23 protein-coding genes and 1 pseudogene are annotated in these 25380 nt (G+C 36.2%); 11 read left to right on the forward strand and 13 right to left on the reverse strand.

Translation table 11 applies throughout. The features are described from left to right. Positions 1–171: 171 nt before the first annotated feature. From D6734_00270 to D6734_00300, 7 genes are all read left to right on the forward strand, one after another. A complete protein-coding gene (locus D6734_00270; GenBank protein ID RMF98420.1) occupies positions 172–1212 on the forward strand; it encodes an amidohydrolase in 1041 nt (346 codons plus the stop codon). Further along, complete coding sequence (locus D6734_00275; GenBank protein RMF98421.1) at positions 1209–2483, forward strand: NAD(P)/FAD-dependent oxidoreductase; 1275 nt, start codon at positions 1209–1211, stop codon at positions 2481–2483. Before D6734_00270 ends, D6734_00275 begins: the two co-directional genes overlap by 4 nt. 12 nt (positions 2484–2495) lie before the next feature. Then, positions 2496–2669, forward strand: coding sequence for a 4Fe-4S dicluster domain-containing protein (locus tag D6734_00280; protein RMF98422.1), 174 nt, complete (start codon positions 2496–2498; stop codon positions 2667–2669). Positions 2670–2842: 173 nt separating this feature from the next. Beyond that, a complete protein-coding gene (locus D6734_00285; protein ID RMF98423.1) occupies positions 2843–4096 on the forward strand; it encodes an NAD(P)/FAD-dependent oxidoreductase in 1254 nt (417 codons plus the stop codon). Positions 4097–4110: 14 nt separating this feature from the next. Continuing rightward, entirely contained in the window at positions 4111–4824 is a 714-nt protein-coding gene (locus D6734_00290) for a hypothetical protein (protein ID RMF98424.1), read from the forward strand. 11 nt (positions 4825–4835) lie between these two features. Then, entirely contained in the window at positions 4836–5537 is a 702-nt protein-coding gene (locus D6734_00295; GenBank protein RMF98425.1) for a hypothetical protein, read from the forward strand. A 10-nt stretch (positions 5538–5547) separates the two neighbouring features. Further along, positions 5548–6177: a hypothetical protein gene (locus D6734_00300; protein ID RMF98426.1), complete on the forward strand. Its 630-nt coding sequence runs from the start codon at positions 5548–5550 to the stop codon at positions 6175–6177. On the opposite strand, the gene D6734_00305 is transcribed toward D6734_00300, so the two are convergent. The 3 genes from D6734_00305 to D6734_00315 form a co-directional block, all read right to left on the reverse strand. Beyond that, positions 6167–6907 carry a hypothetical protein gene (locus tag D6734_00305; protein ID RMF98427.1) on the reverse strand — a complete coding sequence of 247 codons (741 nt, stop codon included), beginning with the start codon at positions 6905–6907 and terminating at the stop codon, positions 6167–6169. The genes D6734_00300 and D6734_00305 overlap by 11 nt on opposite strands. Before the next feature lie 29 nt (positions 6908–6936). Further along, positions 6937–9216, reverse strand: coding sequence for a hypothetical protein (locus D6734_00310; protein RMF98428.1), 2280 nt, complete (start codon positions 9214–9216; stop codon positions 6937–6939). An 85-nt stretch (positions 9217–9301) separates the two neighbouring features. Further along, on the reverse strand, positions 9302–10180 hold the full coding sequence (locus D6734_00315) for a radical SAM protein (protein ID RMF98429.1): 879 nt from the start codon (positions 10178–10180) through the stop codon (positions 9302–9304). 93 nt (positions 10181–10273) lie between these two features. On the opposite strand from D6734_00315, the gene D6734_00320 reads away from it, so the two are divergent. Next, a complete protein-coding gene (locus tag D6734_00320) occupies positions 10274–10891 on the forward strand; it encodes a cysteine hydrolase (protein RMF98430.1) in 618 nt (205 codons plus the stop codon). 67 nt (positions 10892–10958) lie between these two features. Continuing rightward, positions 10959–13103, forward strand: a complete 2145-nt coding sequence (locus D6734_00325) for a tetratricopeptide repeat protein (protein RMF98431.1) — start codon at positions 10959–10961, stop codon at positions 13101–13103. 1 nt (position 13104) lies between these two features. Here the strand turns inward: D6734_00325 and D6734_00330 are convergent, their stop codons facing one another. The 9 genes and pseudogenes from D6734_00330 to D6734_00370 all read right to left on the reverse strand — a co-directional run bounded on the left by D6734_00330 (position 13105) and on the right by D6734_00370 (position 20675). Continuing rightward, positions 13105–13947 carry a hypothetical protein gene (locus D6734_00330; protein ID RMF98432.1) on the reverse strand — a complete coding sequence of 281 codons (843 nt, stop codon included), beginning with the start codon at positions 13945–13947 and terminating at the stop codon, positions 13105–13107. Positions 13948–14110: 163 nt separating this feature from the next. Continuing rightward, on the reverse strand, positions 14111–14821 hold the full coding sequence (locus tag D6734_00335) for a hypothetical protein (GenBank protein ID RMF98433.1): 711 nt from the start codon (positions 14819–14821) through the stop codon (positions 14111–14113). A gap of 240 nt (positions 14822–15061) precedes the next feature. Next, entirely contained in the window at positions 15062–15256 is a 195-nt protein-coding gene (locus D6734_00340) for a hypothetical protein (protein ID RMF98434.1), read from the reverse strand. Between the two features lie 264 nt (positions 15257–15520). Further along, a complete protein-coding gene (locus D6734_00345; protein RMF98435.1) occupies positions 15521–15721 on the reverse strand; it encodes a hypothetical protein in 201 nt (66 codons plus the stop codon). Positions 15722–15735: 14 nt separating this feature from the next. Continuing rightward, the gene (locus tag D6734_00350) at positions 15736–16284 is read right to left on the reverse strand and encodes a hypothetical protein (protein ID RMF98436.1); all 549 of its coding nucleotides are present in this window, start codon (positions 16282–16284) and stop codon (positions 15736–15738) included. Positions 16285–16494: 210 nt separating this feature from the next. Further along, on the reverse strand, positions 16495–17574 hold the full coding sequence (locus D6734_00355) for a DUF362 domain-containing protein (GenBank protein RMF98437.1): 1080 nt from the start codon (positions 17572–17574) through the stop codon (positions 16495–16497). Positions 17575–17592: 18 nt separating this feature from the next. Beyond that, on the reverse strand, positions 17593–18429 hold the full coding sequence (locus D6734_00360) for an amidohydrolase (GenBank protein RMF98438.1): 837 nt from the start codon (positions 18427–18429) through the stop codon (positions 17593–17595). Between the two features lie 148 nt (positions 18430–18577). Further along, positions 18578–19759, reverse strand: a pseudogene (locus D6734_00365) (ATP-binding protein). Positions 19760–19847: 88 nt separating this feature from the next. Further along, positions 19848–20675: a hypothetical protein gene (locus D6734_00370; protein RMF98439.1), complete on the reverse strand. Its 828-nt coding sequence runs from the start codon at positions 20673–20675 to the stop codon at positions 19848–19850. A 450-nt stretch (positions 20676–21125) separates the two neighbouring features. On the opposite strand from D6734_00370, the gene D6734_00375 reads away from it, so the two are divergent. After that, on the forward strand, positions 21126–22280 hold the full coding sequence (locus tag D6734_00375) for an aminotransferase class V-fold PLP-dependent enzyme (protein RMF98442.1): 1155 nt from the start codon (positions 21126–21128) through the stop codon (positions 22278–22280). A gap of 251 nt (positions 22281–22531) precedes the next feature. Beyond that, positions 22532–24049, forward strand: coding sequence for a DUF3373 family protein (locus D6734_00380; protein ID RMF98440.1), 1518 nt, complete (start codon positions 22532–22534; stop codon positions 24047–24049). A gap of 202 nt (positions 24050–24251) precedes the next feature. Here the strand turns inward: D6734_00380 and D6734_00385 are convergent, their stop codons facing one another. After that, positions 24252–25292 (reverse strand): hypothetical protein, encoded by a 1041-nt coding sequence (locus D6734_00385; GenBank protein RMF98441.1) that lies wholly within the window; start codon positions 25290–25292, stop codon positions 24252–24254. Positions 25293–25380 lie beyond the last annotated feature (88 nt).

The raw sequence follows: 25380 nt of genomic DNA on the forward strand, positions 1-25380 counted from the left end.
CAATTGTAGTAGAAAGAAAAAAGAAAAAAGGTTGTTGGACAATTCAATAAATTGTTCAAATTTCTGTTGACAAGGTTGAATTTGATTTATAAGTAATCAAAAAGTTTGTGTGGCAATATTTCTTTTTTAACACAGGATTTTTCAGTGGAAAATTTGTGAAAGGAGAGTTAAATGTCAGAGAAAGATATCATTGAAGATGGCAATAAAATACCACCTCCGAAGGGTGGATTTAGAGTTTTTGACAGTCATATTCATCCCGGTTTTGAAAAAAAGGATATAGAAAAGAGGCCCGGATGTATGCGCCTTTGGATGGCGCGAGACGGAGTTACATCGCAGACTCAGATGGCTTTGCGAATGGCTCTTGGCGATCCAAACCCTACAAAACCTATTACTTCTCCTGATGAGATTCCTGATTTTGGTGTGCATACATGGATTAAGTTGATGAATGAGAATGGAGTTGAAAAAGCTCTTTTGATGGGTATGGACACTGTTTCTGATCCCCCTTATAACGAGCACTGGAAAGTACCTATGGAATATATCAAGGAGGAATTTCTTGATCCCTATCCTGACCGATTTGTGGCAGTAGCAGGCATCAATCCGAAAGCTGACAAGAGCGAAAAGATAGAAACTGTATATAAGGCAAAAGAGCTTGGTTTCAAGGGTGTGAAGATTCACACTCCAACAGCCGGTTATCCAAATGACAGGGAACGCTGTTATCCAATCTATGAAAAATGCGTTGAATTAGGCCTCCATGTGGAGATTCATACAGGAGTCGAAGAGATTAGAGGGACAAGAGCCAAGTATCAGGACCCTGTCTATGTCGATGATGTTGCAGTAGACTTTCCTGAATTAAGAATTGTTCAACTCCATTGCGGCGCAATGAATAATCCACGAATGGCAATTTGGAATGTCATCAGGCATCCAAATGTTTATACCGACATTACAGTGCCCCATCCAATGCTGATGCAGATGAGATATTATATGGACCTGGAACATATAAGAATGCTTGAACAACTTGTACCGCATAAGGTATTCTTTGGTACCGATTCTCCATTGATTCTTCCAATTTATTCGACAGCCCTTGAGTTTATAAAACTTCTTCCAATTTCACCTCAGTTCAAAAAAGCTCTGCTCTTTGATAATGCCTACAATTTTTACTGCGGTGATTGGAGAGAAAAGCAGGCACAGAAAAACAAGAAGGAGGAGAAATGAGTTACGATGTTGCCATAATAGGAGCCGGTCCTGCCGGGCTGATGGCCGCTAAGAGAGCGGCTGAAAAGGGATTGAAGACTGTAGTAATAGAGAAAAGAAAAGATGTAGGAATGATCAAACGATGCTGTTGTATGAACTTTATCCTCGATGAAGGCTATATGGGAGAGAATGCTGAATACAAAGACAATAAAATGATATTTCCAAAAACCGGATTTGAAGTGGGGTACAGAGGCGAAGTCAAACCTGTATATACAAAAATATATCGTTCTCCCTCAGGTTATGAGCTTGTTTTCAAGAATAGGGATACAGGGAAACCTATCTCCTACCGCTTTGATAAGGGACTTCTTCTAAAAGACCTTTGGAATGAATGCGCTGATAAAGGCGTTAAAATGGTAGGTGAAACTGCAGCATACAATGCAGAGGATTTAGGCAGCAGTGTTGAAATCAATGTTGTGAGCAAAGGGAAACACGACAAGATCAGCGCCAAGAAGGCAATAATTGCAGATGGGGTAAATTCTCGGATTTCAGCAGCTGTTGGATTGAATGAAGGACGAACTTATTTTGCAACTGGCTTGGCGATGATATTTGAGATTGAAGGTGCAGAAAATCATCCTGAAGCAACATGGATTGGACACTTTGGAAGATGCTATTATTCCAATGCTGCAGTGCTGATGGGAATTACACTTGAAGAAGGGATCGTTGAATTAGTAGCTCTTGGCGGAAAAAACAATATGCCCACTGATATATGCAACAATTTTATGACGAAGGGACGGCTTAAGGACAATTTCAAGAAAGCAAAGGTAGTCCGCGCAACAGGATGCGCAGCCAAAGCATTTACAGGAATGAAAAAGCCCTACAAGGGAAATTTTATAGCAATAGGGGATTCGGCTGCCTATGTTGAAGTTGAAACTCAAGGTGCCCTTATGTGCGGATATAAAGCTGTAGAAGCTCTTGTGGATGAATTTGAGGGTAAAAAAGGTTTTGAAAAATATACAAAATGGTGGCTGGATTCATTTGAATTTAATGGTGAGGATTTCCTTCAGGTAGCTCAAGGCTATGCCTTGATTCCAACATATACCGATGAGGAGCTCGATTACCTTTTTTCCATTGGAGCAAAGAAAGAGTTTCCGGGAACTTACAGCCAGTATAAAACACCAAAGCTGATGTGGGAGGCATTTCTTGAAGACCCTGAAAAGATAAAAAGGGAAAAACCGGAGCTCTATGCGAAGATTGAAAAAAGAACAAGCATAACATTGAAAGGAACATTTTGAGGATAAAAGGAAATGGCGCCAACTATAGATAAAGAAAAATGTATTGCCTGTGGATGCTGTATTGACGCATGCACACAAGGTGCGTTGGAGTTGCAAGACGATTCAAACGCAGTGGTCGATGAAGATACCTGTATAGACTGTTATGCCTGCGTTGATATGTGTCCAGTGAGCGCAATAAGCCAATAGAATTATTTGGAAGTATTCTCTAAGCAGGTTGGGAGGGTAGAAAATAAAAAGGGAAAGTAAGAAAACAATTTCAATCACCTCCCTTTTCTCAAGTGAATATTTCAATCTTTCCCCTTTTAATAAACTAAATCTGCACCTGCTTTTTTTTATAATTTTCTTATCACAAATGTTTTATGGTCTATGATATCGCCATAATAGGAGGAGGTCCTGCAGGCCTTGTGGCAGGAATGGAAAGTGCTTCCAAAGGTGCAAAGGCAATCATTATTGAAAAAAGGAAGAATATAGAAAAGATTACACGCTGCTGCTGTATGCATCTTATTTTAGATGAAGGATATATGGGAGAAAGCGTCAGATATGAAAATGATTCCTTCATCTTCCCTAAAAATGGTTTTTCAGTGCCTTATAAAGGAATAATCAAGCCTGTCTATGATAAATTTTATGTTTCCCCTTCAGGATATAAGTTGAGATTTCGCTATCCTGAAAAAGACAAGCCCATAGTATTGAAGTTTGATAAAGGGGCTCTTCTCAAAGGATTATGGAAAGAATGTGAAAAAGTAGGTGTTGAGATGAGAAATGAAACAGTTGCCTATGCAGCTGAAGACAAAGGCAATGAAGTAGAGATAAAAACAGTCTCACGAAAGAGAAAAGATAGTATCAGGTCAAAAAAGATAATCATTGCCGACGGAGTAAATTCCATTATTGCAGAGAGCCTTGGAATGAATACAGAAAGGCAGTTTCTAACTACGGCATATTCTATGATTTATGAGATGGAAGGTGTAAAGAAATATGTTGAGGCATCATGGATAGGGCATTTTGGAAGAAAATATTTTTCCAATGCGCCAGTATTTATGGGAATAGGGCTTAGAGATGGTATTACCGAAGTGGTTTGTGATGCACGGTGTTTGAATGATTTTTTGACTAAAAGCCCCTTAGCGTATCTTTTTGAGAATGCCATGATAGAGAAGAAAACGGGTTGTTCAATAAAAGTCAGAACGCCAATGAAGAAACCTTTCAAAGGGAATGCAATCGCTGCCGGTGATTCAGCGGCTTATGTGGAAGTGGAAACACAGGGGGCGATGATGTGCGGTTATAAGGCGGCAAAAGCAGTTTTGGAAGAGCTCGATGGCAAAAATGGTTTTGATGAATATAAAAGGTGGTGGCTCAAAGAGTTTGAGTTCAATAGTGACAAGTTTTTTCGTGTAGCTCAAGGATATGCACTGATTCCCACTTATACTGACGATGAAATAGATTATCTTTTTTCTCTTGTTCAGGACAGGGTTTTCCCCGGTACTTTCAGCCAGTATAAAACGCCCGAATTGATTTGGTCGGCTTTTTTAGAATATAAGGATAAAATACGAGAAGAGCGGCCTGAACTTTTTGAAAAGATAAAAAATCTCGACAAAATGAGTCTCAAAGATTCCTTTTGAAAATATGAGGAGTAATGATTATGAAATTTTATCTCAATGCCCTTTTTAAAGAAATAGAAAACTCCATTACCCTTGAAGAGATTTTTCCATTTGCGGATTTGACCGACTTCGAGGCAAAGGGGAAAAACGGAGAAGTCGTTATCAAAGGTGGAGTAAAACACTTTAAAGCTGAAAAGATTGTAAAGATCGCTTACGGCAACTATACTATGACTGGTGTTGAAATAAACGGCCTGAGCATAATTCCGCAAGACAATTATGACCTCCCAATATTTGCTTGTAATTTAAGTCATACGCCAAAAGGTATCAATATGGATGTGGATTTTTATGGCGTAAAGGATCCGGTTGTAAATTATGATTATCTTGAAAAATATTTTAATCCACTGAAAGAGACATATGATGAGTTTTTGTCTATGAATAATGTTGAAAGGCTTGAATCTGATTTTTTCTGGTCAAGGACGATGCGTTCTCCTTATTGGATTAAAGGGCTTTGTCCTGCAGACAAATCAGAAGAATTCATAAACTTGAGTTTCAAACGTCTTAAACTGTGGCTTGAAATGTATAAAAAGGCAGAACCCATTGATGATGACGATGAAATCACATTGATTAAAAGAAGAAAGGAGATGATAAGAAAGATAACAGCAGAAGGTGACCCTGGTAAAGCACGTTATTTCGATAAAATTCTCGAAGACAAAAATATCATTCAAAGAATAACTGACGCAATGATTTGAGGGAGGATATTATGGACAAAGTTTCAGGAGTCGATTTTAAATCAACCAATCTCGATATTATTCTTGCTATTGCAATTACGGGTGGACTCCCTTTTCTCTGCAAGGCACTTTACGACCTAACGGGGGCGCTCTTGCCGATTCTTGTCTATTATGGCTTTTGCTGGGGTATTGCTTTTTGGAGGAAGGGGACAGCAGATTATTATTGGCCTGAAAAGATGATTACACCACTTTTCGTGATTTTATTTGTTTTAATGATGATACTGATTGCATCTGCTGCATTTGTAACTCCAATTGCTGAAGGATACGAAAGGTCTTTTAGTTTTTTTATGGGATTTGCTTTTACTCTCGTCGTTTGGTGCACTATCAATGCATTTAGCGAACAGCTTTTATGGATTTATATATATGATGCTTTTGCAAACCGTTTTGAAAGCAAAGGATTGAAGATATTGGGACATGCTCTTGGCTTGATTTTCTTTTGGGGTTTCATTGGGCTTATCCATGTAATTTTCTGGACCAAATTTCTTTTAGGAATGGAGCCCGTTTCTCCTTATTTTGCAATATTTATGTTTCTCCAATACCCAATTACCATTGGTTATTTGATTATTTATAGAAAAGGCAGAAGTATGTGGCCCATTGCAATTCTTCATTTCCTGCAGGATATAGGCGGAGTTATTGCGGCTAAATATTCGATTCTTCCTTACCTCTTTAAATAGGAGATTTAATATGCAAGCCCCTGATGTTTCATTGGGAGTAGCGCTTTATGATTATTTACCAAATATAGTTTTCGTTATTGGCATTTATTTTGTAATTTCAAGCATCAGAAGAGATATCAACAAATTCCATTATGTGCTTATTTTGATTGCATCTGTTTTTGTTTTTCTCGCTGGAATGTCTAAAGCTACTTGGAAGCTGATTATTGCGATGGCAGATACAGACATAAGAATTTTGGGTGATATACAATTTCCTCTAATGGGCATAGGTTTTTTCATCATCTTTTATGTTTTATTGATGGTGCTCTTGAAAAAGGGAGGAGGGGAAAGCTCATTAAACGCCATTGGCATTGCATCTTCTAAAAAAATCTTTCTTCCTATGATGATTCTCGGAGGTTTAGGCACCACGATTTGTCTTATTCTTCTATCATTGAGAAGAAAAGCTACAGCCGCTGTGATATTCTTTGCCCTTGATGTCCTTATGACAACAAGTATGGGCTATGTAGGGAGTAAATTCAATTTGACATCGAATTACGCGGTATTTCTTGAGCAAACCCTCAATGTTTCATCAAGGATAATATGGGCTATCGGCTGTTATTTTCTTTGGAAGAAAAGTAAACCAATAAATGCTTCTACATCATAGCTTCTGCTAATCGTTCTGTAAGTTCATTGCCAAATACTTTTTGGATAATCGTTTTATCCGGTTCTTTTTCGCGAAGTACCTCGATCATACATTTTTTCCTGTATTCAATTGCTTTTGCCATTTCCTCGGATACCGGTTTTTCGTTCTGATACATTTGAATCCAAACTTCAAGATATGCATTGATCAAATTGTGCACTTTATCTTCTTTTTCTTTTGCCGCAGGAGACATAAAGAAGTAGGGTGAAGTCCTTGCTCTCATCCAGGCAAAATCAGAGGGCTTCCATTGGAAGTCTTCAGATTTTCTTGCTTCCATATATACACCATTCAACTGCTCATAATATTTATCGATAAAATCTTGATGCTCAACGAGGTCCACAGCAGGATAAAGGTCAACATCGAACTGAATTTTATCAGGCATTTCCATATAGTTTATTGCAAATGTAGAAATGTTGTAATTTGTTTCCGGTTTGATGCCTACATTGAAATAGGTCATTCCGGGTGCAACGCTGATTTCTGCAATGGAAAATTTTTTAATTTTTTCGCCTTTGTAGGCACGGAATATGCCAGCATCTCTTCCATCCAATGCTTTAAAGGTTTCAATGTCTTTAAACTCGTCAATGGGCTCGAGATTGACTACTTCTGATATCCGTTTAAAGATTTTTTCACTTATTTTTTCTGACATAATATAACTCCTCGTTAAAAGATTTATAATTACAGCATCCTTATACATTAAAAAGGTTTGGATTAACAGAAAAATTCTTACGATTCTCTTATGAACCAAAGAAAAACTGAGAGTAGATTTGCAAATCCTGCAAGAAAAGAGGTTAAGGTTATGCCAAGAATTGGAAGAAGAATTATCCCTGTAACCATTGCGCCTGCAAATGCACCGCAGTGGTCAAGAGCATCCACATATCCGGAGGATTTTTCAACTGAATGACCCGAAAAAATCAACATCCTGCCTCCAAGAGGAAATTGTATGCCTGTTAACAAACCAAAGAGGAAAATAATTATTGAAAAGAGTATCTCGTATTTCAAAGGAGAAAATGCAGCGTTCTTTGAAATCACTTTTAAACAATAAGGCATCGAGATAAAAGCCGCTGCCATAAGACATTGATTGAAGATTATGCCTCTTTGTGTCTTTCCTTCTTCTTTGGAAAAGAGAGATGAAGCGAAACCTCCTATTGTTAATCCCCCCATAAATATTGCTATCAAAAGCCCCACCATACTGTATATATAGCCAAAAATATTTTGAAATGAGAAAAGAAGAATTAAACTTGATGCCATACCGCAAAAACCTGTAGTGAAAATTGTCTGAAGGGCTTTAGGAGTTTTGTCAGCAAATTTTAAGATTATTGCACAGATAACTGTAAAGAAAAGGAGGACTGTTATGAAATATGAAATTTTGGGAAGTGATATTAGAAATAATGCAGCAGATGCAAAAAAACCCTGACTCCTTTCAGTTGAAAACCTGTCCCACAATATTAGATTGTAAAAATAAGATATTGGATGAAAATCAGTATTTTTAGGGATTTCTTTGATGGATGAGAGTTTTTCGTTTATGAATTTTAATCTTTCTTTTGGAAGAAGAAGGCGAAAATGAAACCTTGTGAAATAGGGGTCAGAAATATTGCTCAAAAGAAAACGTTTTTCGAGGGTTGGGATATCGGTTGTCGGAGAATCTTTACTGTTTCCAGCAAGGAAAAAGATTTTTTCTCCGGGAGTTGCAATGACATTTTTGAATACTTTTTTTAGCGAATTATATATCGATGCTCCGTAATAAAGCGATTCGCCTCCCAAATAGTTGTTTTGAAGTGTTAATGAGAGGGCTACGATTCCCTTTTTGTTCAGTTTGCTGCTGCATTTTTTGAAGAAATCTTCTGTATAAAATCGGTTTATTACAGCATTATGGGGCTCCGGAATATTCAGTATAATGATGTCGTATTTCTCTTTGCTTCTTGCAAGAAAATACCTTCCATCCAATGCGTATTTTTTAAGTCTCTTGTCTGAGAGGATTTTTGGGAAAAACTTTTTTGCATATTCTTCTGATGCCTTTATCAGTTGAGGGTCTATATCTACATAGTGGAGAGAATCAATAGGATAATTGAGGATTTTTTTTATCAATCCTGTTAATGCACCACCTATCAAAAGAACTTTTTTGGGGTTGTTTGTTTGGTTCATTATAAAATTAGCAGTCATTGAAAAGCCATATTCATCTTTCAATGTTCCGGAATATTCTCCATTGAGATAAAAATTTATCTGTCCATTCCTTTCTCCAATAGCAATATTCTGATATTTCGTATCGATTGACTTTATGAGCTTTGTATCAGGCGCGACAGCCTTCCAGCGTGAGTTGATTAGGTAGTCATTTATTTTTTTTACGGCTCCGAAGGAGTAGCCGATTATTATTAAAAATATCAATACAGTTGCAGCATAAATGCGGGATTTTTTCTCTTCCTTTTCTATTGATAGAAATACAGCAAGAAGGGAAAATTCGATGATGATAGTTAGAATTTCAAATGAAGAAAAAAAGTTTATTAGAATAAATGTAAAGGCAACTCCTCCAAAAAGACTGCCTGCCGATTCAAAAACGTAAATCCATTGAATAGGATTTTTATTATCAGCGGATTTTTCTTTTTTTGCTTTGCAAAGAAGCGGGAAAATCAATCCTGTTTGAAGGCTTGATAAAGGTATTAAAGTAAAAGAGATTAAGAAAAGTTTTGCAAATGAGAAATATTCGCCTGCCTCGATATTTAAAATTTCGCGAGAGCTCCTAATCAGTGACAGAATGAAAAATGATAGAAAAGGCATAAAGGTGAGAATATAGAGAAGGATTGATTCCCATTTAGGGCTTCTAATCTGCGACGAAATAAAGGCGCCTGCGTAAATGCCTGTGAGCCATCCTGCCAGGACCAGCGCAATGGAAAGCTCGTTTCCAAATGACACCACTAAAAATTCTCTGATGATTACGGACTGCAAAATTATTGCGAAAACTCCCGTTGTGAATGCAAGAAAAGATATTGATGATTTCTTACTTTTCATCTGTAATATAATCAAGTGTTATCATTAACCTTAAAGAATTTTGTCTTTAATACCTACTTATACATTACCTTTATGTGAGATTTATCTACGCAAACAGGGAGACGCAATGTTCGCCGAAGCATTCGGCATTACAAAGAATATTTGAAAATTTCCTTCGATTTTCCACAATTGATGAAATATCATCATTAAATATATTTCCTAAATGAAGGTCTTCTCTATGAAAACAGGGAACAAGTTTGCCATCACAGTTTAAAACCATTATGTCAGTACCCATAGGACAGAATTGCGGTTTTTCTTTTCGCCCTGAAAAAAAAGATAGGAAAAGGTTTGCATATTCGATGCAATTATAGGCATTAGACCATTCCAAAATTTCTTCCCTAAACTTTTTGAACAAATCCTTTCTTTCATTGAAGAGATGTCTCAAAGAAAGTTCTTTAAATTGCTTTGAATAATGTGGAATAAAAGCATGTTGGAGAATCAATCCTCGTCCAAGTTTTTTTGCTATTTTTACTGCTTTGCCTGCAAGTTTATAATTGGGAATTGTAAGTGTAAATATGAATGTTAGAGGAAGACTGATCTTTGATGAGGTGGTAAACATTTTATCTTCAAGCAAATGTTCATCATCTTTTTCAATATGCAGAGAGACAGAAATTGATGAAATGCCTTTTTGAGTAATTTCATCGATTTTCTCGTCTGTCAGAAGATCGCCATTTGTTATCAAAAGTGAATATAGTCCTTCTCTTGCAAGATTTTCAATCAACACAGGTAATTCTTTAAAAAGAAGTGGTTCGCCTCCTGTCAATATGACACTTTGCAAGCCCTTCATTTTTAAAGGGGAGATAAATGACATTATTGAATCTGTTGTCAAATACTGTTGTCTTTTCTTCTGATGTCCGGTATTGTAAAAACAATATGGACATTCTTTTGTGCATTGAGAATTCAATATGACAAAGATTGCTTCCATAATTTCCCTATAACTGAAATTGTTTTTGCCTTTTGAAGAGTTTAAAAAAAAATTATAATAAAAAAAACAAAAACTAAATATGAGGTGGAAAAAATGGCAAATGAAAAAAAGACTTTAAGTTTTGATGAAAAAATTGACCCCTCTCACACAGCTGTGGTCATAGTCGATGTTCAAAATATGTTCTGCCGCGGTCCTCTTCAGAATGTAACAGGTGTTGTCATTGAACCAATAAAAAATTTTTTGGAAAAAGCAAGGGAAAGCGGAGTTCCAATAATTTTCATTCAGCAGGATATTAAGGCATTCAGAGATTTTTCATTGACTAAAGAGCTTTTTGACAGGCATGGAAGAGCAGAAATCTTTAAGGAAGACTTTGACTTTGAAAGCGCAGGAAAACTTTGTATCGAGCCCCAACCTGGTGATTTTGTTATCAGAAAGACTACATACAGCTCCTTTTTTGAAACAGAACTTGAAAATAAGTTAAGGGAGTTGGGAATCAAGACAATAATCGCAACAGGTGTAGCTACTAATGTTTGTGTTGAAACTACTGTGCGCTCTGCGTTTATGCATGGTTACTATGCCGTTATACCCGAAGATTTGACTGCCTCATATGACCCTGAACTTAGGAAGGCAGCACTGATAAATATGGATCAGAATTTTGGCGAAGTCTGCAAAAGCGATAAGATTATAGATTCTTGGAAGAATAGAGAATAGGAGCTCTTGAAATATACCCTTATTCAAGTAGTTTCACCTTTGTATAAATGAAACATGACGCTTTTTTATGCCTTCTATTTCGCGAAATTTTAAAATAGCGATTGTATTGATAGTATTACTTGTTTCATTGACCTATTCTATAACTCTCGATTATCCATTCCTTTATGACGATGACCCTGTTATTTTGAGCAACTATACAATCAGAAGCTTTGATATTGGAAGGATTATCGAGGAAAATCTTCCGCGGCCTCTTTTGGCTTTGACATTTGCCTTCAATTACAAAATATCAAAATTGGACCCTTCAAGCTATAGAACATTCAATATTGTTGTCCATATTATAAATTCAATTTTAGTTTACCTTTTCTGTATATTGTTTTTTACCAATTTTTTATCAAAGGAAAGTTTCGTCAGTTGCTATTCTGAAATAATTTCTTTCATTTCATCGTTGGTTTTTGCCTGTCATCCCACGGCAGTAGAATCTGTTACTTATATTTCAAGCCGCTCAAGCATTCTTTCAGCGTTCTTTTACCTTTTTGCATTGATTTGTTTTATTAAATATTTGATTGAAAAAGGGAGAAATCGAATAATCTATTCACTATTAGTGTTCGTTTCTTTCCTTTTGGGATTGCTAGTAAAGGAAAACCTTCTTGCTCTTCCTTTGCTATGCTTTCTTATTGAATATTTGTTTGTATATAGAGAAAAAGGCAAAAGGGAAAAAAAGAATGGAGCTCCTAAGATCTCTTTTCTCATCTATGCCCTTTGGGGCTTTCTGATTGTTGCATATTTCATTTCCCGCATTGTTTTGGTCAAGGATATTGAATATGGTCTTAAAATAAGAAGTTTTTACACTCAGTTTTTGAGCCAGATGAAGGTTTTTTTCTTTTATCTCAAACTTCTGCTTTTTCCTGTAAATCTCAATATTTGCCACGATATCAGGGAGATTACTTCTCTTTTTTCTTTGCAGGGAATTTTATCCCTTCTTGGTATTACAGCCCTTTTCATAATGGTTTTTATATTTTTTAGAAAAGAAAGATTTGTTGTCTTCTTTTTTTTGTGGTTTGTAATAAATCTTCTGCCTACTTCGGTTTTCCCACTTGATGACCTTGCAAGTGAGAGATGGATTTATTTGCCATCACTTGGAGTATTTACCCTGTTTGCTGCTTTTCTTGTCAAAGGCATAAGTTCCTTTTTTTCATCATTGAGAAAAAGGGAATTGTTTGTATGGATTTCAACAGGCACCATCATAATCTTGTTATGCCTTTTGACATACAATCGCAATCAAGTATGGGAAAGCCAATATAAACTCTGGTCTGATTCGGTCAAGAAATCCCCCAATAAAGCTCGTGCGCATCTCAATCTTGGAATGGCGCTTGAAGCTATGAATGATTATGAAGGCGCAATGCGAGAGTATAAAAAAACTATACAGCTCGATTCCTCCTATCCTCTCCCATACAACAACATAGGTGTTTTATATTGCAATAAACAACAGTATGATAAAGCAGTAGGGTGGTTTCAAAAAGCTGTTGATATCAATCCTGAATATGTTGATGCCTATTTCAATCTTGCTCTAATATACAAAAAGAAGGGGATGATAGATAGAGCTATTGAAGAATATGAAAAGGCAGAGAAAATAAATCCTAACGATGTGCCTATTCAAAAAGAGCTTGGCATTCTCTATATGAAAAAGGGGGATCTTAGTAACGCACTGAAGAAGTATGAAAAGGTTGTTGAGTTAACCCCTGATGATTGGGAAGCTTTGAAAGAGGTGGGGAGGGTTTATTTTTCACTTGGCAGATATGATGATGCAGTAAAAAGTTTAAAAAGGGCAATCAATATAAATCCAAAAGCAGATGATGCTTGGCTTTATCTTGCTATGACCTATACAACAATGAAACGCTACGATGAAGCAATAGAAATTTATAGAATGATTATTCAGAAGCATCCCGATTATGTAGAGGCACATTACAGTATTGCAGTGAATTATCTTGAAAAGGGTGATTTAGAGGACGCAGAAAAAGAGTTATCAAACCTCCTTTCAAAAAAGAATGATAAGAGATACCATAATCTTCTTGGTGCGCTCTATATAAAAAAGAATGACCTTGATAAGGCAACATTACATTTCAAAGAAGCCCTAAAGATTGATCCTTACTATGAGACAGCAAGAAAAAATCTAAATATTGTTTCTAAAATGCTTTCCTCAAAGAAGAAATGAATTAGAAGGGGAATTCTTCAAAAAACTTTTCAGCCCATTCCTTTCCAAAAAATATTGTCATTGGTCCTACTCCGGGGTCGTTTTCATGGTATGCCTTCTTGTATCTTTCTTTCAGATTAGCCATCTCTTTCTTTGCATTTTCATCATTGATAGGTTCAGCATTTTTGATAAAAGAGATATATAAATCGAGGTATTCATTGAAAGCTTCTTCTATTTTTGGCTCATATTCTTTGGCACATCTTATATAGAGCTTTTGGCCTGACTCAAATTCTTTGCCCCATTCTGAAATATCCTGTTTTGCACCTTCAATTCTTGGTATGTCATTGTATTTGTCAGTAATGGGCTTCATTGGGAGAACATACCTCTTGTTGTATTCTTCATTTTTCAAAAGCGGAACAATATCGATAGTTGAAAACATACGGCTTGAAGCTTCAACAAGGTCATAAGTGAAAAGCGGAATATCGTAGTCGTCTTCAGGAAGTATTATGCCGTTTCTTACATAGATAGTATCTTCAGCATTCAAAGCTGATAGTTTTATTGCTTTTATTTTTTTGCATCTCAAGACTTCATATGTATGATCAACAAAGGCGCCGTCTCTGTCATTTTTTATGTATGCAAGATCATCTTCAATATCAACTTTTTTTGTGTCAAATTCTTTTGTGAAACGCTCCTTGACAATTTCATTAAAACGCAATTTCAATGTCTGCGGCATTATGAATTCCTCCTCATTTTTCTTGTTTATAATAAAAAATATTTCACATTTAAGTAGTGAATTTTCAAGAATTTTTTTACTTGTTTTTTGCCTCTCTCGTTTTGTCGTTATCCTTTTTTCTTGGTTTCCCAAAACATTCAGCCTCTTTCGAATGCTGTTGAAAGTTTTCTTGGATTATTCAGTAGTTAGAGTCAGTGGGTTGTCGAATCAGACATGGGAATAGCAGGAATTTACCTATAAACAGCACAATACTATATTGGAGACCTGAGAAAAAAGTGCAATCAAGATATTTCTCTTAAAAAGGAAAATCAGCAAAAAATCTATCAGCCCATTCCTTCCCGAAAAATACTGTAACCGGTCCCTTGCCGGGATCATTCTTCTGATACACTTCTTGATAATATTTTTTGTAATCCAAGATTTCTTTTTTTATTGCTTCATCTTCAATGGGAACAGCTTCCTTTAAATATCCCATATAAAGTTCAAGATAATCTTTGAATGCTTCTTCTACTCTTGGCTCGTATTTTTTTTCACATCTTAGATAAAATTTATATCCAGACTCAAATTCTCTGCCCCAATCTGAAAGCTCCTGTTTAGCTTTCTCTAAGACAGGTATATTAGAATGTTTCTCTTTTATTGGCTTCATTGGTTCTACATATTTTTTGCGATATTCTTCAGTTTTTCGCCAAGGGATTATGTCGATAATAGCGAATAGTTTATTGACTGATTCTACGATATCGTATGAAAAAAGGGGTAGATCATAGTTGTCGCAGGGAACAATCACAGCATTGCGGACATAAACAGCTCCTTCAGCATTCAATTTGGCAAGGCGAATCTTTTTTATTTTTTCACATTTATATGCTTCATAAATGTGCTCCATTGTTGCTCCGTCCTTTTCAGCTTTCATATATGCAAGGTCGTCGTCAACTTCGATTTTTGTCAGTTCATATTCATTGGCAAATCTCTCTTTGACCATTTCATTGTATCTAAGCTTCAATGTTTGCGGCATCTTTCATCCTCCCTTTGAAGATTAAGCCCCCCTCATCTCATCACGAGAATTGATATAAAATAAGTATGAAAATACTATTTAGAAAGTGTAAATATTTGTTTTTTTTATGGAAAGCACGATTTGAAGGATTGGAAGGATATCAACCAAGAAAAGAAATTGTGATTAGTCAGAGAAGATAAAATATCTAATCAAAAATTTAATTCTTTACAGCAGAACTAAAAGAACTTTAGTTTTTTCCGTTTAGTGTGATTTGATGTCCAAGATTATTTCTGTAATACTGCGCCTTACAACTTTCCATGCATATTTGTGGGACTTTTCATCATCACCGCAGTAATATTCCCAAGCAAAGTTGTAGGCATCTTTGTAGATTTCGTGTGCTACATCAGGTAGAATTTCTCTGACACTTTTTGGGATGTTTAAATGTAACGAATTCATCTCAAACCCTCCATGGTTAATGTTTTTATTTCCTTATAATGCAATCCCTGTGCCAACTTGTATCGGAAGAAAGGAAAAAAAGTTAATGGATAAGAATGATTTATTTTTTATTTCGAAAAATCAGTGAGTTTTAAGAAGAATGATTTGTAGGAAAATTTTGGAACAGAATACTTGTTGTGATTTTTAAAGAGAAAAAAACGTCAAAAAAATTACGAATGAAAAGCAGAATTTTTATTCAGATGTCAAAAAAATGGCTCGTCTCTTTTAACTTTTATCTTTTATGAATCTTCTAATTGACCTATCCCAATCCTTTTCTGCTTCTGGTGAAAAAAAGCATCCGGGGATTTCATTACTGCTTCTGTGATATGCAACACAGGCACAACAATTCCCTCTCCTACTGCATGAGGTGTAAGTGCATGTGCAGTTTTCAAGATTGGATTTCCTTTGAATACACTCATCAGCCATTTCAAGATCTCCTTTTATTTTTCATATTGTTCATAACTCCAAGTAAATCCTAATCCAAAGGGACAGGATATTGTACCAAGTTGTGGTCTAAGGTTTCTTTCATTTCGGTACCAAGCCGCAATCTTTATAAAATAATCTCCAACAGTTCCCGACATCGTTCCATCTCGATTGTAATCCCAAATTTGAGTTTTATTCTTTCGATTTATTTCAATTATACAATATACGCCTCCATTTTTCATCTCCTCTATATCTTCCTTGCTTGGGATGAAACCTCCTTTGTTATTACCAAATTGTGTATGGGAATGGAAATCCCCAATTATCTTTGATGGGCTATTAACATTTTTTAGAAAGCTTGCAATTCTCCTGTGGGCATTATCGTTGCGATGGACTAAGGAGGCATATCTGTCAGAAGTTTGATAGGCAATTGCATTTTCGATTACAAACGCATTTTCACTTTTGTATCCCAATAAAATGCCCAAAGTCTCCTTTCTGAATACTTCGACAGCGGCAATAACCATACTCAGAAAGGCATCTCCTGAAATATATACTTTCTTTTTTTGCATAAAGAATTTAATGATTTTTGAAGGGTGATAGAATGTTAAACAAAGATGTGAAGTTTGTAAAGGAGATTTTATTGAATTATCTTTTCTTCCTACTTATAACATATTGATATTTAATGTAATATTTATTTTTTTGATGAATTCGCCATTCCCTTCGAAAATTTGTCAATCTGCTTCCCAAAAAATAGAATATTTTAAAATAGAATAATTTATTTAGCTGAAAATATATTTTTTTAGATCTATTTTATCAGCATCTGTATTGCCAAGTCCAAGTTTAGATGCAGTTGCGATATGTTTGGCAAAGGGTGAAGAAAGGGATTTACCGACTTCCTTTGCTTTTGCGTCTATTGTATTCATCCCCACTGTATCAATAGCCACCAAATCGGTAGATGCCATTATCTGATTGTTTATCCACTGTGGAGGGCCAAAGGGACCGCCTTCATAAAGCCCCAATAATCCGTCCAGAATTACGAATTTTGTCTTTACTCTTATTTCAGGACATAAGTTGAGCTCAGCAATTTGAGGATTGCCATTGTTTGAATGCATTTTCTCGATTACTTCGATAGGATCGAGCCCTTCAATAGGCGGCACATATGGAAAATCTGCAAGAGGTATATAGCCATAGGCGTTTTTCAGTGAAAGGGTAACTCCTGCCTTACCTGACGAAGGGGATTCGTTGGTAGAATTTTTTAGGACCGGAACATTAATTATATAATCACAAATTTCTGTGACAATTCTTGATAAATTCAGCTCCAATCCCAAAGTAGGTATTTTCGCCTTGATTTTTTTGTCAAAGCCAAGCTGTTTATGGTCATGACCAAAACATCTTATCCCCTTTTTGCTGTCATCGTTGATTTTATAACCTGTCTTTTCAAGACTTCGCGATAGCTTTTCAAATATCATAATATTTCCCGGTTTTACGCCTGCTGCAATCAAACTGTCTGCAATTGCATATGCCACTTCAGGATGTGTAGGAAGTTTCCTATTTGTAGCATTTACTTTTAGTCCTATGACTTCATCATTCTTATAGTTGGGAAATATTTTTGCCCAAGATTCTTCAGTTGTATTTGTATTTGTGGCAAGTGTAATCACCTTTTCCACCATTGCTTTTACAATATCAGCATTTATCTTTCCCTGAGAATTTACAGCGTTTTTGTTTGTTACTACAGATACAACCGATTTTTCGACCAATCCTTTGGATTTTGATTCATCGGCAATCAATAATTTTGGCAATCCACCTGATAGAAGAATGACTGCAGTCCCTGCTTTTTTTATAAAGGACCTTCTTTTCATAAAACTCTCCCTAAAGATTTAAAATTTATAGAGTCTTTCCCCATTGCCGTAGAAAAGTTTATCAATGTCTGTTTTACTAATTTTAAGTTTTTCTGCAAAATTTATGTATTCATCATAAGATACAAGAGAGTAGTCAGTGCCGAATAGCACTTTGTCGCCTGCGCCGAAATAGATTATCTTTTCAATTTCCCTTCTCAACTCCTCTTTCATCTTTTCTTTGTAAGGGCTTTTTTCTCCTGAGAATAAGCCAGATATGTCTGTATATACATTGGGATTTTTCAGGACTACTTCCATAGTATCTGCAAACCATGGAAAACCAAGATGAGATATGACAATTTTTAAATCTGGAAACTTGCAGGCAGTATCGTCCAAGTGAATTGGATGGCAGTATTTTACAGGCGCTGATTCAAATGCAGGGTCGCCTGAATGGAATATGACGGGCACATCGTATTTCATAGCAAGTTTATAGATGCGCTCGCATTTTTTTTCGTATGGATAAAATTTGACATAACCGGGATAGAGCTTGATTGCGCTGAATGATTTGTTAGCGAGGTTTGCCTTCACAAATTCAAAATCTTTTTTGTCAAAGGCGAGGGGATTCAGAGTTGCTGCACAAAGAAAATGCGGTGAATATTTTTCTGCAAACTCAAGTGTAAATCTATTGCTAAAAGTGGACATTATGAGCGCCTTTACCACATTGTACTTTTTCATATCATTTATCAGGCCTTCAGGACTAAAATTTATACCGATTTTTTTGGCATATTCTTGTGAACGCTGAAAATCAAAATGTATGTGAATATGGCAGTCGAAGATGGGGCGTTTTGTTTTAGGCACTATTTTTGATTTTTTCTTCATTGTTCAAAAAAAAAATTAAGTTTTAAATTAATAGAATATAATCAGTACATCTGTCAAAAAATCAAAATAGAGAGAGCTTAATTCTCAATTATCCTATTGAATTTCAGTCCTTTGATTTCTTGATGGTCTTCAATATTAGAGCGTGATTCTATAAAATCGCCCACGGATATACAAATACATTTACATTATTTCTCTTGAATTGCCCATCTCCGCCATCGATTAAAGCTGCGGCGCTTTCCCCATTGTCTTAGAAATCCTGCCATAGCTTGATGTTTTTGAAAAAATCATCTGCAATGGTCTGTGAGGATTTGATTTCTATGGGCAAAATAAAGTTTCCCATATCTATCAATAGGTCGATTCCCATTCCTTATGAACTTCTCCAGAAATAGAGAGGAGCCAGTTCTCCCCTATGGAAAAAATTTTTGCATAAATCTGAAACAATCAAACTTTCAAAAACTGAACCTCTCATAGAATGTTGAAAAAGGTCTTTTGCCCTTTGGATACGAAGCAGATAGCAACGAAGGCCGGTATCGAGAAAATAGACTTTTTGGCTTTTAATAATTCTCTTCCCGAAGTTTTTATAATAGGGCCGAAGAAGTATAATAATGAAGCTTGCTTCAAGGATGGCTATCCACCGTTTTGCCGTTGTATGGGTAATGCCGCAATCTGAGGCAAGGTTTGTAAGATTGAGCAGTTGTCCATTTCTTCCGACGCAAAGAAGAACGAATCTTTCGAATGTCTTGATATCACCAATATTCAAGATATTTTGTACATCTCTTTCGATATATGTTTGGAAATAACTGCTCAACCAGTCACGTGGCGGAATTTTTTTGTCATATATTCTTGGATAAAATCCTTTGTAAAGGGTTTCCATAAGATCGAATTTCTTTGATTTTTGATGTGAAATTTTCTGATTACCTATTTTTGTGATAGAAACGGGTTGTCTTCCCATTATCTCTGATAATGAAAAGGGCAGAAGATGAAGCACTGCACAGCGACCTGCAAGAGATTGGGAAATTCTTTCCATAAGAAGAAAATTGTAAGAACCGCTTAGTATGAACTGTCCTGCTTGATTCTTTTCATCAACAATAACCTGAATATATGAGAATAGTTCAGGTGTGCGCTGAACTTCATCCAATATGACAGGGTAGTGAAATTGCGATAGGAAACCTCGCGGTTCTTCAATGGCAAAAGCGCGTTGATCGGGCATTTCAAGGGATACATAATGATAATTTTTGAAAACATTTCTTATAAGTGTTGTTTTTCCTGATTGACGGGGACCTGTCAGGATGACAACATGAAACTTCTTTGCTGATTCTTTCAGTTTAATTTGTTATATAAATTGAATATCCAATATTCATATTACATAGAAGAATGGGCAAAATCAATTTTTTCATTACTTCTTATAGAGAGCTTAATTATTGAAAATTCTCTTCCGCTTCCTTCAGCATTTTACTCCATAATTCGCTGAGTTCGTAATAGGCGCCTTTTGCGAGCCATTTTAGACTTTTGATATTTTCGGGCATATTAGCAGATTGTAACATCTCTCGTTGATATGGTTTTGGTCCATGGAAATGAATTATTTTGGCTGATGAATAATCTTTCCCCCAATAGGGTTTCCAATTGTATTCTGGAGAGAGTCTATCCCATTCCGGGTTTTTCCACCATTTTTTATAGAACTTATGATAAGCAGTTTGATCCCAGACTTTTTTAGCAAGATATTCTATATTTTCTTCTGTAAATTTTAGAAATTTCTTATCCATAGTTCTGAGATTTTTGAGATTCATCAACATTACACCAACATTCATTTTTCTATAGTTATCGATATAGAACTCAGGTGCAACGGCGAAAAAGTGCGGCTTTAAACTTTCCATATAATCATTGACATCACTTAAAAACATTACATCCACATCGGTATAAAGCACATACTCATCAGGAATTCCCATTTCAAGAGTGAGTTGGGGGATTTCAATCCGAAGAAAGGTTCCGGCACCAACAGATAGGTAATTTGTATCATTTTCTTTCTCACTTATTTCTTTCAACTTTTCATAAAGAAAAGAGCGGCGAAATATGATTTTCACATCTCTTTCCCTTAGCCAATCTGTCAGCGCATTTTCTTTGCCGTCATATAAGAAATATGGAGATAAGGATGTATATTTTAATGCCGTGTGGACTGCAACCTTGAGCATATTGGAATATGCTTCAAATTCGTGAGATACATCATTGAGAGCAAAAAACCATTTCACCTGAAATTTTCCTTTTTTAGAATTATAAAAAGCAAAAAATAATCAAAAATCAATTCTATTCAAAAACTCAATTATAAAAGATAATGGACAAAAAGAAATGCCTTTTTGGGAATTGATACTTAAAATTGGCTAAAAAATAATACAGAGAAAACTATACAAAGACTTCGGAATTATATTTATTCATCCTTTGCATTGAAAATATTTTACCAAAATTCAATTTTCAGCAAATACATTAAAGTATCTTGTTATCTTCAACCCTTTAGGTTAATGATTGTTGATGATTGCTTTTTGTACTTTTACTGAGGAAAATTAATTATGAAGGGGAAGGAGAATTTAATTCTTTTTAATAAATTCAAATTCAAATGGAGATGTATTCTTCTTTATGTTAAAAGTTCAGCTAATTTGTTAATTCTTTTTTTTAATTAATGAATGAAAAAGAGTAAGAGAAAAATAATTTATCTTGATAATGCCGCAACATCTCACCCAAAGCCGCCTTCCGTTGTAAAGGCAGTAAATGATGCACTTTTGAAATATGGCGGTAATCCAGGAAGAGGAACAAATAGTATGGCATTGCAGGCATACAGAAAGGTATTTCAAGTACGAGAAAAGATTGCAGATTTTTTTGGAATTGATGACAGCAGTAGAATAATATTTACTTCCAATGCCACTGAAGCACTGAATCTTGCAATAAAAGGAATGGGAATAGAAACAGGTGAAGTCATAACATCTCCGATGGAGCACAATTCTGTAATCAGACCCCTTGCTCTTTTAAAAAGACAGGGTGTTGAAGTAAAGAAAGTAAAGGCATCTGAGAGGGGAGAAATTGACCCTGACGATGTTAAGAAGATTATTACAAAGAAAACAAGACTTGCTGTCTTTACGCATTCATCGAATGTTTTGGGCACAATTGTGCCAATAAATGAGATAGGAAAGATTTGCAGAGAGTATGGTGTTGTATTCCTTGTTGATGCCGCACAAAGTGCTGGGCATATACCTATTGATGTAAAGTCATCATCAATAGATCTTCTTGCCGCATCAGGTCATAAGGGGCTTTTTGGAATGCAGGGGACAGGTTTCTTGTATATTTCTCCTGATGTGTCACTTATTCCGCTTAAAGAAGGAGGTACCGGAAGTTTTTCGGAAAGTGAAAATCAGCCTGATGAATTACCTGACAAGTTTGAGAGTGGTACGCTCAATACTCCGGGGATAGTATCTCTCGGGGCGGGGATAGATTATATAAAGAAGAAGGGTGGGATAGAGGCGATAGCGGAGAAGGAGAAGAATCTGATAAATAAACTTATAGATGGAATAAAGGATATAGATAGGATCGAACTTTACGGGCTTATTGGCAAAGAAAATAGATTAGGAGTCTTATCGCTAAATATAAAAAATAGAGATCCTATGAAGGTTTCTGAAATACTTGATAAGAAGTTTGGGATAATAACAAGGGCTGGAATTCATTGTGCTCCTGATGCCCATAGATTGGCAGGTACTTTCCCCAACGGCACGGTGAGATTGAGTCCCGGCATTTTCAATAGTGAAAAAGATATTGATAAAACAATTAAAGTTTTGCATATATTGGCTCGAAAAAGCGTTTTTTTTTAAATAGGGGGAGAAATATTTTTATTGATAATAAATCAATTTTTTCTTGACTCATTTTAATTGGCTATAATAACATTTAAAAAAAGAAATTTTCGCAGTTTTGTAGAGAGATATTTGAAACTAATGGGTTGAAGTTTTAAAATTGAGTGAAAAGGAGGTGATAAAAGGGAAAAGGATTAAGCAGACAGATTGGTTCAACGGTTTATTTTTTATATTTTGTAAGCAGTTGTTTTACTAATTTAGGAGGGTAATAGATGAAGAAAATTTTAGCGGTTTTGGTTGGAGTTCTGATTCTTTGTTTTCTCCCTCTTTCCCATGCAAAAGCTGATACCCGCTCAGATGTAGAGAATCGGCTTGACCAGATTGAAAAAGAATTGGCTGCTTTGAAGAAAGAAGTCAGCTCACAGAAAGAAGCATGGGAAAAGAACATTGGCTTCTTGAAAAGCATCAGGTTGGGTGGAGAAATCAGAACAAGATGGGAAATCCTCGATGCCTTTGATTTGGACAGAAACAACACAGATGATTTCTTCTTGATCAGAACAAGATTTTCCATTGAAGCCACCCCTGTTGAAAATTTAAGAATTTTCATTCAGGCACAGGATGCAAGAGTTGGCGGTGATGAAAGAGATGTAAGAGGGGGAATGAGAGGCGATCTTCAGTATGTAAGATTTCAGTCCTTTCACGATGACAATAACCTCGATCTGAAACAGGGATATTTTGATATTGCAAACCTCGGTGGGTTGCCTGTCACCTTGAGAATAGGTCGTCAGGTTCTTTCATATGGTGATGAAAGATTAGTTGGCGCAAATGACTGGGACAACTTTGGAAGAAGTTTTGACGCTGTAAAACTCATCATTGAACCAGCAGAAGGCGTTCAAGTAGATGCATGGTATGCAAAGGTTGTTGAAGAATTGAAGGATGATCGTCTAGATGAAGACGATGATGTTGATTTCTATGGATTGTATATGACCACATCGAATTTTGAGGATGTTGGTCTTAAAACTATGGATCTCTATGGTTTGGTATTAAGGGACAGCGGTCTTGACAACACAATGAAACCTGGAACACTTATGCTCCCCGCTGGACTCGTTAGGGATCTTGATGCAAAGGACAGCGCAACAATCTGGACAGTAGGAACCAGATTGGTTGGTGTATTGCCGATGTTGGAGACATTGGATTACAATGTTGAAACAGCAGTGCAGATGGGTTCAATCGGAGCAGACACCCATCATGCTTGGGCGATTCATGGCGAAGTTGGAATGAGCTTCCCTGATATTATGATGGCACCAAGAATTGGCGCCTTTTTTGCTCATGCGTCAGGTGATTCTTCTCCATCAAGCGGTTCTTCAAATACATTTCTCAATCTCTTTCCTGAAAACCATGATAAGTATGGAAGAATCGATTTTATGAATTGGCAGAATATGTATGATGTCGGCGGCAATATCACTATTAAGCCAATTGAAGGCCTTACCGCCATTATCGAGTATCACAACCTCCGCCTTGCGGAAGAGAATGATGCTTGGTATGGTTCACCAAGACCAGACCTCTATTTTATGTCAGGTAAGAGAGTCAATATAGATGGTGAGAATGGCGTTGGCGATGAAGTTGATCTAACCTTACAATATGATTACAATGAATATGTTTCATTCGAAGGTGGTTATTCACTCTTCATCCATGGCGACCTTATCAGAAGAGGCTTGGATAAAGGTGGATTCAGAACCAGCACCAACGAATCAAACTGGGGTTATCTCCAAGCAAAAGTTCACTTCTAAGATTATTCAACAAGAAAGAAATTCAGAAGGGAGGACAGAAACTGTCCTCCCTTTTTTATTCACACAATATATTTGAAAAAACTTTACTTTCCAAAAACCCGAGACTTGTTTTAAGCAGGGAAACAAAAGGGATTATGAGAAAAGAATATCCCTTTCACGCTGGCATTCACTTAGACAGCGAGTGGGAGATCAATCTGATTTTCTAAATATCAACGACAACATAAAGACTGGTCGGGTCATCAGCCCTGCAATTGAAGGCATCATTTATTTCATCGAATTTAAAGCGATGAGTGATTATTTCCTTTGTATCGACTGATCTTTGCTCTATCATCTGAAGACAATCCTTCATTTCTTTTATTGTATGTGTTGAAGAACCCTGCACGCGTAAGCTTTTGCTTAAAATTTTCCTAAAATTGAGTCCATCCTCCATTCCTCTTACAGCAAGGGCGATATATGTTCCTCCTTTTCTTAAAGAGTCAAGAGCAGGGTCAAGTGTTGGCGCATTTCCTCCTGCCAGCTCTATTGCAATGTCTGTACCTATTCCATCTGTTTGCCTTCGAATTTCTTCATCAGGTTTCGATATGCTTGCGTTGATGGTTACGCTTCCTGCTAATTTTTTGGCTATCGCAAGACGGGATTCATCGATATCGACTGCAAAAATCTTTGGTATTCCAAGGGCTTTCAACTGCATAACCATCAAAAGCCCAAGATTACCTGTCCCAAAAACAGCTGCAGTATTGACACTTTGTAGATCAATACCAGATGATTTTAGCCCATATAAATTTACTGCCATATGATGTGTAGGTAGAGCTTCTTCAAAGTCTATTTCATCATTGAAGTTAAGGGCTATATCTTCTCGCGCAACTATATATTCTGAAAATACTCCCGGTATATGAAAACCAAATGCCTGAATGCTTGGGCAAAAGTTTTCCCTGCCTTTTTTGCAATTATCACATTTGCCGCATCCCCAGAATGGCTGGACTACAACCCTTTCACCTTCCTTCAACGATTTTACTTTCCTGCCGACTTCTTCAACTATTCCCACTGCTTCATGTCCCGGTGTATCACCATCTTTAAAGGGCATAACTGTCGGATTGTCATATTTCCTGAATCGATAAACATCAGTGCCTGAGACTGCGACGCACTTTACTCTGATCAGTACTTCGTCGTCCGAGGGCGCAGGTCGTGGTTTTTCTTCTATTACAAAACCTTCTTCAAATCCTCTAAACCGAGCTATTTTCATCTTTGTGAATTTTTAAAATTATAGTTTCATTTGTTTTAGTAAATATAAGATATCCATAAAATAGATTAATTGCAAAAAATTTCAAAAA

Source organism: Candidatus Schekmanbacteria bacterium (genome assembly GCA_003695725.1).
Taxonomy (GTDB): Bacteria; Schekmanbacteria; GWA2-38-11; order GWA2-38-11; family J061; genus J061.

What these genes read in the sequence shown, in the direction of transcription:
- D6734_00270 (RMF98420.1), top strand. Translation starts at nt 172, where the DNA reads ATGTCAGAGAAAGATATCATTGAAGATGGCAATAAAATACCACCTCCG.
- D6734_00275 (RMF98421.1), top strand. Translation starts at nt 1,209, where the DNA reads ATGAGTTACGATGTTGCCATAATAGGAGCCGGTCCTGCCGGGCTGATG.
- D6734_00280 (RMF98422.1), top strand. Translation starts at nt 2,496, where the DNA reads ATGGCGCCAACTATAGATAAAGAAAAATGTATTGCCTGTGGATGCTGT.
- D6734_00285 (RMF98423.1), top strand. Translation starts at nt 2,843, where the DNA reads ATGGTCTATGATATCGCCATAATAGGAGGAGGTCCTGCAGGCCTTGTG.
- D6734_00290 (RMF98424.1), top strand. Translation starts at nt 4,111, where the DNA reads ATGATTATGAAATTTTATCTCAATGCCCTTTTTAAAGAAATAGAAAAC.
- D6734_00295 (RMF98425.1), top strand. Translation starts at nt 4,836, where the DNA reads ATGGACAAAGTTTCAGGAGTCGATTTTAAATCAACCAATCTCGATATT.
- D6734_00300 (RMF98426.1), top strand. Translation starts at nt 5,548, where the DNA reads ATGCAAGCCCCTGATGTTTCATTGGGAGTAGCGCTTTATGATTATTTA.
- D6734_00305 (RMF98427.1), bottom strand. Translation starts at nt 6,907, where the DNA reads ATGTATAAGGATGCTGTAATTATAAATCTTTTAACGAGGAGTTATATT.
- D6734_00310 (RMF98428.1), bottom strand. Translation starts at nt 9,216, where the DNA reads ATGAAAAGTAAGAAATCATCAATATCTTTTCTTGCATTCACAACGGGA.
- D6734_00315 (RMF98429.1), bottom strand. Translation starts at nt 10,180, where the DNA reads ATGGAAGCAATCTTTGTCATATTGAATTCTCAATGCACAAAAGAATGT.
- D6734_00320 (RMF98430.1), top strand. Translation starts at nt 10,274, where the DNA reads ATGGCAAATGAAAAAAAGACTTTAAGTTTTGATGAAAAAATTGACCCC.
- D6734_00325 (RMF98431.1), top strand. Translation starts at nt 10,959, where the DNA reads ATGCCTTCTATTTCGCGAAATTTTAAAATAGCGATTGTATTGATAGTA.
- D6734_00335 (RMF98433.1), bottom strand. Translation starts at nt 14,821, where the DNA reads ATGCCGCAAACATTGAAGCTTAGATACAATGAAATGGTCAAAGAGAGA.
- D6734_00340 (RMF98434.1), bottom strand. Translation starts at nt 15,256, where the DNA reads ATGAATTCGTTACATTTAAACATCCCAAAAAGTGTCAGAGAAATTCTA.
- D6734_00345 (RMF98435.1), bottom strand. Translation starts at nt 15,721, where the DNA reads ATGGCTGATGAGTGTATTCAAAGGAAATCCAATCTTGAAAACTGCACA.
- D6734_00350 (RMF98436.1), bottom strand. Translation starts at nt 16,284, where the DNA reads ATGCAAAAAAAGAAAGTATATATTTCAGGAGATGCCTTTCTGAGTATG.
- D6734_00355 (RMF98437.1), bottom strand. Translation starts at nt 17,574, where the DNA reads ATGAAAAGAAGGTCCTTTATAAAAAAAGCAGGGACTGCAGTCATTCTT.
- D6734_00360 (RMF98438.1), bottom strand. Translation starts at nt 18,429, where the DNA reads ATGAAGAAAAAATCAAAAATAGTGCCTAAAACAAAACGCCCCATCTTC.
- D6734_00380 (RMF98440.1), top strand. Translation starts at nt 22,532, where the DNA reads ATGAAGAAAATTTTAGCGGTTTTGGTTGGAGTTCTGATTCTTTGTTTT.
- D6734_00385 (RMF98441.1), bottom strand. Translation starts at nt 25,292, where the DNA reads ATGAAAATAGCTCGGTTTAGAGGATTTGAAGAAGGTTTTGTAATAGAA.